The organism is Candidatus Zixiibacteriota bacterium (assembly GCA_029860345.1).
Classification (GTDB): Bacteria; Zixibacteria; MSB-5A5; order GN15; family FEB-12; genus JAJRTA01.
This window is the reverse complement of record JAOUBJ010000022.1, coordinates 16,085-29,860: the sequence shown is the minus strand read 5'-3', so window position 1 is coordinate 29,860 and position 13,776 is coordinate 16,085. Positions and strand designations below refer to the sequence as shown.

8 protein-coding genes are annotated in these 13,776 nt (G+C 55.4%); 5 read left to right on the top strand and 3 right to left on the bottom strand.

Translation table 11 applies throughout. The annotated features are described in order from the left end of the window. Positions 1–24: 24 nt before the first annotated feature. Positions 25–2,037 carry a hypothetical protein gene (locus OEV49_16695; GenBank protein ID MDH3892702.1) on the top strand — a complete coding sequence of 671 codons (2,013 nt, stop codon included), beginning with the start codon at positions 25–27 and terminating at the stop codon, positions 2,035–2,037. Continuing rightward, positions 2,034–3,260, top strand: coding sequence for a cytochrome c3 family protein (locus OEV49_16690; protein MDH3892701.1), 1,227 nt, complete (start codon positions 2,034–2,036; stop codon positions 3,258–3,260). Before OEV49_16695 ends, OEV49_16690 begins: the two co-directional genes overlap by 4 nt. A gap of 34 nt (positions 3,261–3,294) precedes the next feature. Here the strand turns inward: OEV49_16690 and OEV49_16685 are convergent, their stop codons facing one another. Continuing rightward, on the bottom strand, positions 3,295–5,634 hold the full coding sequence (locus OEV49_16685; GenBank protein ID MDH3892700.1) for an aryl-sulfate sulfotransferase: 2,340 nt from the start codon (positions 5,632–5,634) through the stop codon (positions 3,295–3,297). A gap of 455 nt (positions 5,635–6,089) precedes the next feature. Between OEV49_16685 and OEV49_16680 the strand changes: the two genes are divergently transcribed. From OEV49_16680 to OEV49_16670, 3 genes are all read left to right on the top strand, one after another. Continuing rightward, a complete protein-coding gene (locus OEV49_16680; protein MDH3892699.1) occupies positions 6,090–8,024 on the top strand; it encodes an aryl-sulfate sulfotransferase in 1,935 nt (644 codons plus the stop codon). Between the two features lie 394 nt (positions 8,025–8,418). Beyond that, positions 8,419–10,326 carry an aryl-sulfate sulfotransferase gene (locus OEV49_16675; protein MDH3892698.1) on the top strand — a complete coding sequence of 636 codons (1,908 nt, stop codon included), beginning with the start codon at positions 8,419–8,421 and terminating at the stop codon, positions 10,324–10,326. Positions 10,327–10,550: 224 nt separating this feature from the next. Further along, positions 10,551–12,251 carry an FG-GAP-like repeat-containing protein gene (locus OEV49_16670; protein MDH3892697.1) on the top strand — a complete coding sequence of 567 codons (1,701 nt, stop codon included), beginning with the start codon at positions 10,551–10,553 and terminating at the stop codon, positions 12,249–12,251. A gap of 63 nt (positions 12,252–12,314) precedes the next feature. On the opposite strand, the gene OEV49_16665 is transcribed toward OEV49_16670, so the two are convergent. Both OEV49_16665 and OEV49_16660 read right to left on the bottom strand, forming a co-directional pair. After that, complete coding sequence (locus tag OEV49_16665) at positions 12,315–12,815, bottom strand: hypothetical protein (protein MDH3892696.1); 501 nt, start codon at positions 12,813–12,815, stop codon at positions 12,315–12,317. 44 nt (positions 12,816–12,859) lie between these two features. After that, positions 12,860–13,744 (bottom strand): hypothetical protein, encoded by an 885-nt coding sequence (locus OEV49_16660; GenBank protein MDH3892695.1) that lies wholly within the window; start codon positions 13,742–13,744, stop codon positions 12,860–12,862. Positions 13,745–13,776: the final 32 nt, after the last annotated feature.

Below are 13,776 nucleotides of genomic sequence, written 5' to 3'. Positions count from 1 at the left end.
CTGTAGAGTGTTGTTGATACAACTATGAACGATTACAATTCATATAACCGTTTTAGACCGAGAGTTGTCTTACGAACGAGCATCCTTCCAAGCATGGTTCTTGCTCTGGTCTTTGCCTTACTGGCGGCCACACCTCACAGTTGGGGTCAGGTCAAGAAGGGCCAACGATTTGCCAAAAAGGGTGACTGTCTCCAGTGCCATCCATCCAATGATTTCGAAGGCTCGGTCAAACACAAACCGTTTGCCGACAACGAATGCCTCTCGTGTCACAAACCACACGGTAAGATAGGTATCCTGCGCCTCAAACGGGATGGTTCGGCCCTGTGTCTGGGTTGTCACGAATCCGATCAGATAGGCGCTGAGCGGTCGCACGTTCATACGCCGGTGGCCAAAGGGGCATGTCTGGATTGTCATGATCCCCACGCCGCTTCGCACCCGAACCTGCTTGACCGACCGGCAATTGAGACTTGTTTGGGGTGTCATGGGCGTGAACAATTTGAACGACAACACAGGCACGCCCCCATGGAGGACGGTTGCTCCTCATGTCACGAAATCCACGGCGCCGATCATGCGTACCTGTTAAACCAGCCTCATGAAGGACTTTGTAAGAGCTGCCATGACGCTTCGTCCGGCTCATTCCTTAAGGCTCACTCAGGCTATCCGGTGGCCGACTCAGACTGCAGCCAGTGCCACACACCGCACAGTTCTGATACCGACAAATTACTTACCCACAGCATTCACGATCCGGTCGTGGGCGGGGACTGCGAAGCCTGCCACAAGTCGCCGGATGCCGCCCAGCCGTGGGGACTGATTGACGAGGCCGAGGTTCTTTGCGAATCTTGTCATGATATGGCAGATGTCGCGCCGGAGGGGGTCCATGCACCGGTCGAGGGTGGTGAGTGTCTTTCCTGCCACAATCCTCACGGCTCAGGGAGGGCCGCCCTGGTATCGAAAAAGCCGCGTCAACTGTGTGTCGAATGCCATGACGATGTCTCGCTGGAATTGGTCAAGAGTTCACGCCACCAGCCGGCCGGGGAGGACTGCACGCTTTGCCATGTCGCTCATGGCAACAGCGAGGGCTTGATTGCCGGGGACGTCTCCGAAGGGTGCCTGGGCTGTCACGAGCAACAGAGACACGAGCAGGAACTCGACAATGTACATCCACCTTTTGAGGGTGGCTCCTGTACCGACTGCCATTCGCCGCACGGGTCGGATCACGGCGCGCTCACCGTGAAGAATCGCTTCGAACTCTGTCTCGATTGTCACGACGATCCGCAATCCTGGCTGACCCACAAGAGTGTTCATGCGCCGATAAAGATTGGACAATGTAATAGTTGCCACGCGCCGCACGCCTCGGCCGGTCCCTCGCTCTTACTGGATGACCGCAACGGGTTGTGCCTCGAGTGCCACCAGTCGGCCATGGCCGAGGCCAATGGCGACGCTCTTCATGCACCCTACGAGGAGGGAGCGTGCGATGTCTGCCACCAACCACACTCTTCCAACCACCTGAACCTGCTGGTCGAAAAGCAAAGTGAGGTCTGCTCAGGTTGCCATGACGATTATGCAACCGATGCCGCCGGCATGGTATCCGCGCACGAACCGGTTATGAGAGGACAGTGCACAGAATGCCACCAGCCGCATGGCAGCAAGATTGAGGCCTTTTTGCTCGATCGCCCCCAGCGACTCTGCCTGACCTGTCATGAAACGCTGGCAGAGCGACTGGAATCTGAAACAGCCCATCCACCGGCGGCTGAAGGCGATTGTCTGGAGTGCCATCAACCGCACCACAGCGTCCAGGAAGGACTCATGCTGCAACCGGTGGCCGATCTCTGTTTGACTTGTCACGACGGCGAGACATCCGATTTCACAACCAAACACCTGGGTCTGACGGGCGATAAACTCGACTGCCGAATGTGTCACGACGCCCATTCGTCGCCGGATGAGGGCATGATGCAACGCAACTCGCACAGCCCGTTTGCCGAAGGTGAGTGTACTATCTGCCATGAAGCACCTTCTGCCGAGGAGGACGAACAATGAAAACCTGCAGCTGGATATTGACCCTTTTCTTGACAACATTCATGGCAGGCGCGGCAGTGGCTCAAGTTCTGAATGTCACTGTCGACCAACCCGATGTTTGCTACCAGTGTCATGCCGACATGGAGGAATTGGCAGCCGGTGAGCATGTTCACACGGCCTATTCATCCGGCCGGTGTTCTGCGTGTCACAACCCGCACGCCTCGCGCCATGCGACCCTGTTGGCCGACGATGCTGTTGAATTGTGTCTATCTTGTCATGAGGATGTCGGCGCCGATATTGAGAAACATTCGATTCATCCGCCGGCCAAAACCGGTTCCTGCCTGGACTGCCATGACCCGCACGCCTCATCTTTCCCTTCCCAGTTGCACCGCGCCAGGTCCGCTCTTTGCGAGTCCTGTCACCAATCGGCCACGGCCTGGAGCGAGGCGGCGGTTGTTCACGCACCTCTGAAGTCGGACGGCTGTTCCGCATGCCATGCACCCCATGGTTCCGACAACGGCCGCTTGCTGACCAGTGCGGCGCCCCAACTGTGTCTGGGTTGTCACGCCGTCGACCAGAGTTTTACGGCCAAACATGAGTCGGAAGGAATCGCCTCATCCAATTGTGTCGCCTGCCACGATCCACATGCTTCATCTATGCCCGGCTTGTTGAGGGCCAACCGGCATGCCCCATTCGCCGAGGGTAACTGCCAGGCGTGCCATGCATCCAATGCCACGGCGGCGTTCGCCATCAGGAGCCCGGTGAGGGACCTCTGCGCCGGTTGTCACGGACAGATGGGCAATGATAAGGCCGAAAGTTATCATCACAATCTGGATGACGAACTCTCATGCCTCAATTGCCACAACCCACACGCTGCCAACGGAGACGCTCTGCTGGCTGCCAAGCAAGTCGATCTTTGCATGAGTTGTCATTTCCAGAAACCGGAGTTTGACAAACCGAAAGATCAGTATATCACCCACGAGGCACAGGCCTGTTCCGCCTGCCATCAGCCGCACGGCTCCGAGAACTCATTATTGTTGAAGAGTCTGGATGTCGACTTGTGCAAGTCGTGCCATTCCGGCGCCCACCAGTCGGCTCACCCGATCGGCGCCGAAGCCATAGATCGACGGACGGGGCAAGCGATGACCTGCCTGAGTTGCCACCAGTTGCACGGCGCGGACTATGAAAAACACCTGCCCCTCGATCCGACTATGAATCTATGCATCCAGTGCCATCAGAAGTGAACGAGGGCGTTTTTGGAGTGGTTGACCGGCGGTGTTAGAAGCAAATCGGTTCCGGTCCGCCCTGGAACATAAAGTCGACCAGGTATACCAGGTCGGCAATGTCCAGCGGTCCACCACTTGCGTCCATGTCGGCCGCCTGGGCCATGGGCGGCGGCGGCCCACCCAGAAACATATAATCGACCAAATAGACCAGATCAGAAATGTCGGGCGGCTCTACACTACCGTTCACATCGCCGCACAGGAATCCAATGTTGGCCGTATCGGGCGTGGGAACCAGGAACCTGGTCCAGTTGACTCCTCCGTCGGGCAGTCGGCCGTAGGACTCATCGGTCTCCTGGGGGCCGTATGTTGTCGTGTCGACCGGATCGTTGCGGTGTGAATCAGTGTCGTACAGCCCGATCTCGCCGCCGATAAACTCCAGTGTGAAATTGGTGTGAGTAATCCCCTGCCCGGGCTGGTTGTCGGCCCAGAAAGTAACAAAACCACCGGCAGCTATCGTCGTGTCACCAATCAGGAACTTTACCGGGCTGGACTTGTCATCGGTGAGATAGAACCCGGTCAGGTTTACATCCTGATGTTCTGAGTTGTACAACTCTATAAAGTCATCATAGTCGTCATGCTCGTCGGGACAACAAGTGGCGTTGTTGGTGATGAATTCGTTTATGAAAATATAGGGTGAGCGATAACCGACCTGGTAAGAGAACACAGTCGCGGGCGGGTTGGAGGGATCGTTGGTGAGTAGACCGGCACCGTCCAAAGCGTTAACGTAATAGCGTACCCTGAGACCCTCCGGGAGCGGTGGCAAGACGGCGCCGAACAGATCATCACCGGCCAGCCCGTCATGATGGTTGCCGTCGTCAAACAGAGTTTGCACGTTGTAGCCGTCGCCGGTATCGATGTACAGTTGTGCGGCCAATAGGCCGGAGTCGGCGGTCAGCGTTGTCGTGATTACTACTGAATCCCACACAGTCGGCAGCTGGGGTTTGTGGGCCGTCCCCGATATGGTAATTGGATAGATTTCCAAAGCGGCGCCCGCTGTCAGGTCACGACCGTGCAGACCCGGATAGTCCGGAGCGAATCGGCTGCAGCGAAACACCTGGTTTTGAGTGAGGATGTTACCCTGCGGTTGTGGGCCGTTTTTGTCCACCGGGTTGACATATTGCCACACGACATCACTGTCGGCCGTGACCTCAAACAAGATGCCAGGACGACCGGAGCAGATCAGGGTATTGCCGTTGGGCATTCGTTCGACACCGGAGAGAAAAGCCGAGTGGAACTCCTCCGGAGGATCGGCTACGTAGGACCAGAACATTTCAGCCGGGCCGTGGGCAATACCGGAGTCCGGTTGCGGGTAAAGTCCGTTTCCGTCCACGGTAGTTTCAATCTCATCGGCCGAGGAATAGAGGCGGTCACCACCGTTGTTGAAGACCAATATGTTTCCCTCACCCGGCGAACCCGGAGGGACCCATTGAGCGTTGTGCGGGACAAACAGAACCTGATCCGAATCCGATCCGGCCCGATAGGTCTGGGGGTTACCCCAACGGTATAGTATGTCCCCACCCATAGCGCTGTAGCCACCGGTGTGACCGGCAGCCTCAGCCGAAGTAGTGCTGTGATCGATTATCCAGTACTCCGAAAAACTGCGACTGCATATCAGAATCTGGTCTAACTCGGCATTATAGTCTATGGCGTTGGCATGAATCCAGTCGGCGTTGCCATTTAAGGCAAAGTTCAGATCGATCAGTTCCGGATGCTCGGCTACGACTCCGTAGTTACCCTTGGTCGAGTCCAAATCCTGTATAACATGATCCCAGAGATGCCACTCCCAAACGATGTTACCACCGTTCAAGCCGACCGGCTCTATCTCGACCAGATGCTCGGGCCACAGTTCGCTTTCGGTCAACAGGGCGGGGTCGCGCCCGGCCGCAATGGCCTCCTCCATCGTCTTGTACTCCCAAGCCAGGATCAACACGTTGCCGTTGGGCATCGGTGCGATGTCGTGATGTTGACTGTACAGAGAATCGGTGAAAGGAAGTTCCCAGACGAGTGTCCCCTCCCAGGTTATCCTCTGAATGACCCTGCTGCCGTCGGCCAACACCCGGCCGGGCCGGAGAATACTGCCATCTTCCAGGAGGTAGACGCCATTCCCGGGGGGATGCTCAGAGGCCCAGGTATGCACCATGCGTCCATACATGTCGATGAGGAATGTGTTCACGTTACGCTGCGGCGACCAAAACGTATAGCCCTCGTAAGCCGCAGAATCATATACGAATAATCCGATTGTCTGATCTTGAGCTTGAAGCACGGCCCCGGGCATGGCGATGACCAGAAACATACTGAGTAGCCACGTGTATTTCAGACCTGTCGAAACCATAAGCCTCTCAATCTTTCGGTCTTCGCGGTAACGGTCCTGGCCTCGGTTGTACCTATGCCGGCCTATCGGCTTGAATGGATCTGCCAACTGTTTTGTTGGTCGTGTGTCTCGGGCGCGGTCTCAGACTGGAACAATCACCGTCATAGAAGTATCAAAGTGATCGGCATCAACTCAGCGAGAGCAACTTGATCTCTCAGGACACCAACCGTGTTAACGAAATCAATATAGCCGCGATTGACTTTTTGTCAAGGATGGAACAGCTACCCCGGGATAACATGCACGAACACATTGATTTGAGTGGAATATCTCAAGGGCAGCTTCGGCCTCGTCTTGACAGGCTTGGGAAGTCGACTATATTGCAGGTAACTTCCAGGTGTGATAGGTATGGTCCAATTCCCGCTGCCGACGCCTTAACCCGACCTGTGAGCCGGTCACGCACTAAGAGCGCTTTGCAAATGAAATTGAACATAGCTCAGCTTTTCAAGATGTTATTCATGTTGGCGGTGCTGAGTATCGGGTTGTCGTCCGGCTGGCTTGTCTCACCCCTTCAGGCACAAGAACAGACCCTCGGACTGTTCCGCTACGACTCCGCCGCTTTTGATGGATACACGCTGTTTGCGCCGCTGCACTCAACGACCACCTTCCTGATTGACATGTACGGCCGTCGTGTACACGCTTGGGAAGCTGAGTATATCCCCAATGGTTGTGCCTATCTGCTTGAAAACGGACATCTAATGAGATCGTCACGAGTCGTCCCGGGCGGCGGCGGACTGATCCGTGAGATCGATTGGGACGGCACAGTGTTGTGGGAGTTCAACTATTTTGATTCGACCGTCCGACAGCATCATGATTTTGAGGTTCTGCCCAGCGGCAATGTACTCCTGCTGGCTTGGGAGTTCAAGAGTAAGCCGGAAGCAATTGCGGCCGGCAGGGATTCGCTCCTGTTCGAGTCCGAGATAGTTGAAGTTTGGCCGGAACATGTCGTTGAAGTTGAACCGATCTATCCATCAGGCGGCAACATCGTGTGGGAATGGCATCTTTGGGACCATCTGATTCAGGATTACGATTCAACCAAGGCTAACTACGGGGTCGTAGCCGATCACCCGGAACTGGTGGATATAAACTTCGCCATCAGTGACGGTCATGACTGGCTTCATGCCAACGCCGTCGATTATAATCCGCAATTGGATCAGATTATTATCAGTTGTCGGCAAATCAGCCAGTTCTGGATCATCGACCACAGTACCACCACCGAGGAAGCAGCCTCGCACTCAGGCGGCAACAGCGGTATGGGCGGTGACATCCTTTACCGCTGGGGTAACCCTCAGGGGTACGACAGAGGTACCGAAGAAGACCAGAAGCTATACCTTCAGCATGATGCCCAATGGATTACCCCCGGTCTGCAGGGCGAAGGCAGAATTCTCTTGTATAACAACGGCGGCAAGGATCGGCTGCACTCGACAGTGGATGAGATCGAGACCACCGTTGACGTTAACGGCCACTACCCCCAGCCCGCACCCGGCGAGGCGCACGGTCCGGCCGCAGCATCCTGGGTTTACGGCGCCGATCCCGCCGATGAATTCTACTCGACGATTCTATCCGGCGCATCGCGCCTGGCCAACGGCAACACCCTTATTTGCGCCGGCATTCATGGGTGGTTTTTTGAGGTAACGTCGGATGGGGAAAAGGTGTGGGAGTATATCAACCCGGTCGGCGTCGATGGACCGGGGGCGCAGGGCGATACGGTGGCCACCAATCGTGTTTTCAGGTGTTTCCGCTATGCTCCGGATTACCCCGGCTTGCAGGGGCGCGACCTGACACCGGGTGGACCGCTGGAACTGTATCCTACAAACATCTCAAGTACTGCCCATTTCCCGCTGGTCCCCGCTCAGGATGATTCAATCGTGATCAGTTCTTGGATAGTTGCCGACTCTCAAATCCAGACGGCTGAACTTCATTATAGCATCGGAAGTGGATACTCGACACTCACTCTCTATGATGACGGCAATCATCACGATTCTCTGACCGGCGACGGTCTGTTCGCAGCCGTGATTCCGCCGCTATTGAATTCGACCGGCTGTACCTACTATCTCAGCGTTACCGACAACGCCGGTTCCATCACGACCGACCCACCCAACCCACCAACGACGACCTACTTCGTGGCTGTGGAATCCGGTGCAATCCCAATATGTGGCGACATCGACGGTGACGGCCACGATGTGAATATTTCCGACCTGGTTTTTCTGGTTGACTGGATGTTCACGGGGGGGCCTCCCCCACCGGTTCTGGAAGCAGCCGATGTTGACGGCACCGGGGCGATAGACATCGCCGACCTGGTCTACCTGGTGGATTTCATGTTCGGTGGCGGACCGGCGCCGATTTGTCTTTAGTGGCTCAGGTCTTTCTTCTCTTGGTGTCCACCAAACCGGGAGAACTTCACCCTGTGAGCACCAATGATCCGACCCGACGCAAAGCCTCTGGGTGGGGTACCGTCAGTTCCGTGCGCGATGTAATCTTGTGTACACTTTTGGCCGTGATCTTACTCATGCCAACCGCCCAAACGTGCAACTGCGCCTACGTTCTTGTCATGTAAATACTTACAGGCCCAACATAAAGCCGCGCCTGAACTAGACATTGACAAAACCGAGTTCCGTTCTATATTGCTTGCTACTACGATGACGTGCATGCACCGTCGACTATTCTCATCGGTGGATATGAACAGACCCGTACAGAGATTGCTTGTCAGGAACTTCTAAAGTCACGGAGAATAGGATCGTGCAGAAAATGTTATTGTCGATTGGCGGGATGGTGTTAGCTGCCGCAGTTCTTTTCAACTTGTTTATCGGTCAAGCTACGGCACAGGACCAAACAGTCGGCTTGTATATTCACGATTCGGCAGCTTATGACGGTTACACTTTGTACTCACCCCTGCGCGCTGAGGCTACCTATCTGATCGACATGCACGGACGGCAGATACACTCCTGGACTACAGAGTTCTCCCCCGGCAATTCCGTTTACCTTTTGGAGAACGGGCACCTGCTTATGCCTCAACGTTCACCGGCTGTCGGCGGCGGTGGACTGATCAGGGAACTTGACTGGGACGGCACCCTGCTCTGGGAATACATCTATAGCGACTCAACGGTCAAGCAACACCACGATATCGAACCGATGCCCAACGGCAACGTCCTCCTATTGGCCTGGGAATTCCTGACCCTGGAAGAGGCTATCGCCAATGGAAGAGATTCTTCGATCATGGATGCGGGCATTCTGCAACTGTGGCCGACACATGTGGTCGAGGTTGAGCCGATATATCCCAGCGGCGGAAACATAGTTTGGGAATGGCACTTGTGGGACCATCTGATACAGGATTTTGATGCAACCAAACTGAACTACGGTGTCGTGGCCGATCACCCGGAACTGATGGACATCAATTTTGCGTTGAACGGTGATGACGATTGGATTCACGCCAATTCGGTCCAGTACAACCCGGTTCTGGATCAGATCATAATCAGTTGTCGCAGGCCGAGCGAGATATGGATAATCGACCACAGTACCACCACCGAGGAAGCAGCCTCGCACTCAGGCGGCAACAGCGGCATGGGTGGTGATTTCCTCTATCGCTGGGGGAACCCAATAGGCTATGATGCCGGAACGGAGCTCGATCAGCAACTGTTCCTTCAACACGACGCACAGTGGATACCGCCTGGTCTTCCGGGTGAGGGCAATGTTCTTTTGTTCAATAACGGCGGGCAGGGTCGGCTGTGGTCCACGGTGGATGAGATAGAAACCACCGTCGACGGCAACGGTCACTACCCCCAGCCCGCGCCCGGCGTCGCTCATGGCCCAAGCGCAGCTTCGTGGTTCTATATTGCTGACCCCACCGGTGATTTCTATGCTTCGTTTATTTCCGGCGCCCAGCGTCTGCCCAACGGCAACACTCTCATCTGTTCCGGCCCGCAAGGTCGGCTCTTTGAAGTAACTACAGCCGGCGAGATCGTGTGGGAGTATATCAGTCCGGTTGGCAACGCCGGACCGGTGGCGCAAGGTGAGGCCGCTGATGGCAACAATGTTTTCAGATGTACGCGGATATCGGCCGATTACGCCGGCTTGCAGGGTCGTGACTTGACGCCCGGTCCACCCATTGAGTTGTATCCCGTCAGTATAGCAGCAGCATCGCACGCGCCATTGGCTCCGCGATCCGACGACTCGGTGATTGTCACAGCAATCATTGCCGCCGACTCCGGACTGATGGTTGCCGAACTGTATGTAGACACCGGAAACGGGTATGAGTCCATCGCATTGCTGGACGATGGTGCTCACGACGACGGCTTGGCCGGTGACAGTTTGTTCGGTGCCGTCCTGGCGCCTATCGCCGAATCGACCCTGGTCTCTTACTACATCTATTGTGAAGACAGCATCGGTGGCGTGACAAGCAATCCGGCCAACCCGCCCGCGACCACTTACTCGTTTATGGTCCTGCCCGGTTACGAGTGTGGTGACATCGATCACGCCGGAGACGGTATGAATATCTCTGATTTGGTCTGGCTGGTCGATTTCATGTTCACCGGTGGACCGCCCCCACCGGTTTTGGAAGCAGCCGACGTTAACGGTTCCGGCGCCATTGATATAGCTGATCTTGTCTACGTGGTCGACTTTATGTTCAACGGCGGTCCGCCGCCGGTGTGTGAGTAGCTCTCCGGTCGGGTGCGCAAGACTCCTGTGCTACAACGCTAAACCAATTCCATGACAAGCCCGGCGGAGGCGGTTCACCACTCTCTCCGCTTTCTTTTGGAACCCAGGAACTTCCCGAACAATGCTATGTTAACAAACATAGATAACGTAGGTACATTTCAACCAAGTTCATCGTTGACTCGACACCGTCGTCTGAACAAAACCATATAGGATGAGGTTTTTCCATGAAGACTCTCGGCTCGGTAGCCATGCTGGTGCTGACAACGCTGGCTTGCTGCGCAACGGTATATGCTCAGACATTCACTCCGGTCGATCCGCTGTTTGCCGATGTGTTTCGCAGCTCATCCGACTGGGGCGACTACGACGGCGACGGCGACCTGGATTTCCTGCTGACCGGGAAGATCAACGGGGGCGGTGGCGATGTGACAATTCTGTATCGCAACGACGACAGTGAATTCGTCGACATCGACGCCGGGTTCATCGAAGTCAGCGAAGGCGGCGTCGATTGGGGAGATTACGATAACGACGGTGATCTGGATTTCATCATCACAAACATTGAGATCGGCGAAGACCGGCTGACGGTCGTCTATCGAAACGACGGAAACGACATATTCACATTGGTCGACATCAGTGTTCTTGGTGTCTACCAGGGAGCAGTCGACTGGGCCGATTATGACAATGACGGCGACTTGGATTTTGCCATAATGGGTTACGCCGGATGGCCGACCAGGGACATCGCCCGAGTGTACCGAAATGACGGGGGCGATCTTTTCACAGATATTGAGGCCGGGCTAATGGGTTTGAGTCGCGGCTCCATCGAGTGGGGTGATTACGACAGCGACGGCGATCTGGACATCCTGACCACCGGCACTGCCGGTTTCTGGGATACTCGGACGGTAGTTTTCCGTAATGACGGCGACGATCTGTTCCAACACCTGTGGATTGGCGACTTCGGCACTTTTGACGGGCAGGCTCGTTGGGGGGATTATGACCGTGACGGCGATCTCGACATTCTGGTCGATGGACTGGACAGCACCGGAGGTATGATTCACGCTTTCGTTTACCGCAACGACGGCTCCGATGTTTTCACCGACATCCACGCCAACATACCCGACGCTGGTGAGAGCAGTTCTATCGCCTGGGGTGATTGTGATAACGACGGTGATCTGGATGTCCTGGTCAATGCGTCGTGGATCGACGGTGTTCACAAGTACGAAGGAGACTCTACCTTTACGCCTTTAGATACCACTCTTAATCTCGGCTGTTGCGGCTCTCTGGCCTGGGGTGACTTCGACCGCGACGGTGATCTTGACTTTGTGGTAGCATCCCTGCATGCCGGCAATTTCGGCACTGAGCTGTACCGCAATGACGTGACGACGGCCAATACGCCGCCGTCGCCCCCAACCTCACTTCAATCGACAGTGACTGGCAACAGTGTCACGCTGAACTGGCTGGCCGCATCCGATCTGGAAACGGGCTCGACCGGACTTACATACAACGTGAGAGTTGGAACAACATCGGGCGGGGTTGATATCGTCTCCCCAACAGCCGATCCATCCACAGGCTATCGCCGGGTAGTTGCCATGGGTAATGTATTCCAGAACCTGACATGGGAACTCAACAGTCTGCCCGCCGGAACCTATTTCTGGAGCGTTCAGGCGATCGATAACAACTTCGAGGGTTCTCAGTTTGCAGTCGAACAACAGTTCGTGGTCGATTATGTCTGCGGCGATATTAACAACGATGGGGCTGGACCCGACATCAGTGATCTTGTGTACCTGGTTGACTACATGTTCACCGCTGGTCCTCCGCCGCCGATGATGGAAGCAGCCGATGTCGACGGTTCCGGCGGTATAGATATCGCCGACTTGGTCTATGTGGTCGACTATATGTTCAACGGCGGCCCGGCCCCGGTGTGTGGGTAGGCTGCCACACTCATCACCGACGCCAAGAATAACTTCTAATACCCGAGGAACACCGCGCGGACGCTACGAAGTGTCCTCCGGACCGGGCTCCTGAATGTCCTGCGTTGGGGATATCATGGTCGGGTCAATGGGCATTTCTGGTGCCTGACCGTCAACAATACCCAGCAATTGTTCAAGCTCATCAGGAGACAGAATCTCCGAATACTCCTTGGCCATCATGGCCGGGATAGCCCGCCCTATCTCAACGGCGAATTCCTGCGGCGAGAACTCGCCGTCCCGAAAACGTTTTGTCAATCGTAGTTGGTGCTCATGGATACGCATCGAGGCCTCTCTGAGACTAACCCGTTTTTCTTCAGGAAAATCCACACCCAACTTGTGATCGACCAATAAATCGAACTCCCTGGCCGCAAAATCCTCCGGACGAACTCGTGATGCATCGGATGCCAACTCCTGATGAATCTCGGAAAGTTTGCGGTCGTATTCATCCTCAGTAAGGCGTTGTCCATAGCGCATGTCTTCTGCCTGTTCTACCTTTTTGGGCCAGATCGCCTTATAAGGTATCATGGCATCGGTTCCAATGCCACTAAATCCTTCATCACTTCGAAAGGCTATCGATTCATGGATGCGGCCAACAGCTCAGGGTCGACGGCCAGGACATCGGTATCTGAATGTCCGAAGAATTCGGTAAAGTCATCCTCGCCCAACACTTCCTTCATCTCGACCTGCATTCGTATTATCTCGGCGTTGATCTTCTCGGCCAGGCTCTCCGGAGAACCGTCGGCGGACAGGATCGCGGCCGAGGCATCCTTCATTCTTTCATGCAGGGCGGCCCGCACATCCACCAACTGCGCAACTTTCGTTGAATCGTATCCATCGCGCAAGAAATACTTCACCATAGTCCTGAGTTCTCCGGCCGAGATGTCAGCCTTCAGATCAGAGTCGTCTCTGGCAGGCACTTCTCTTTTGAGAACCATGTGAAAGCTCTCGATTGCCGGTGCATGGAGATCGACTATTTCTCTCATGAACGACGCCTGTTTCTCTTCGTCGACGCTGCCACTATCACCGGCGCCGGCTGCGGCGAACGGAGATCCCGCTACATCTTTGTGAGACCGGGCGCAGGCGGCGGCTTTGGCCAAGAACTTAGGACAGTATCCGGGAGAGTCATACCAGTGGTCTTTTCCCAGAACGCCGTAGGCTTTGTAGGTTACGCTTGACATCCTCGCCTTTCGGACATTCACACTGGCCGGAAACAGTATTCGGTTGGCCGTTTGATGGCACACTCCGGTGGCCCCGTACTCTATATCGGCGTGACTGTCCGGTGTTGAATCACATTGGGCAATATCTGAGTTTCCAGCACCGGAGCAGATTACTTCTCCACCCTCATCCCTGCCCCAGCAATGCCAACGCCTGCCATCGCTGCTCGTAACATAGGTGTGGTCGGCGATATGGAGGAACGTGATGGGAATGGCGTGACCGTATAAAGTTGTGGTCATGACGATCTCCTGTGGATTGAAACGGTTATACT

What these genes read in the sequence shown, in the direction of transcription:
- OEV49_16695 (MDH3892702.1), top strand. Translation starts at nt 25, where the DNA reads ATGAACGATTACAATTCATATAACCGTTTTAGACCGAGAGTTGTCTTA.
- OEV49_16690 (MDH3892701.1), top strand. Translation starts at nt 2,034, where the DNA reads ATGAAAACCTGCAGCTGGATATTGACCCTTTTCTTGACAACATTCATG.
- OEV49_16685 (MDH3892700.1), bottom strand. Translation starts at nt 5,634, where the DNA reads ATGGTTTCGACAGGTCTGAAATACACGTGGCTACTCAGTATGTTTCTG.
- OEV49_16680 (MDH3892699.1), top strand. Translation starts at nt 6,090, where the DNA reads ATGAAATTGAACATAGCTCAGCTTTTCAAGATGTTATTCATGTTGGCG.
- OEV49_16675 (MDH3892698.1), top strand. Translation starts at nt 8,419, where the DNA reads ATGTTATTGTCGATTGGCGGGATGGTGTTAGCTGCCGCAGTTCTTTTC.
- OEV49_16670 (MDH3892697.1), top strand. Translation starts at nt 10,551, where the DNA reads ATGAAGACTCTCGGCTCGGTAGCCATGCTGGTGCTGACAACGCTGGCT.
- OEV49_16665 (MDH3892696.1), bottom strand. Translation starts at nt 12,815, where the DNA reads ATGATACCTTATAAGGCGATCTGGCCCAAAAAGGTAGAACAGGCAGAA.
- OEV49_16660 (MDH3892695.1), bottom strand. Translation starts at nt 13,744, where the DNA reads ATGACCACAACTTTATACGGTCACGCCATTCCCATCACGTTCCTCCAT.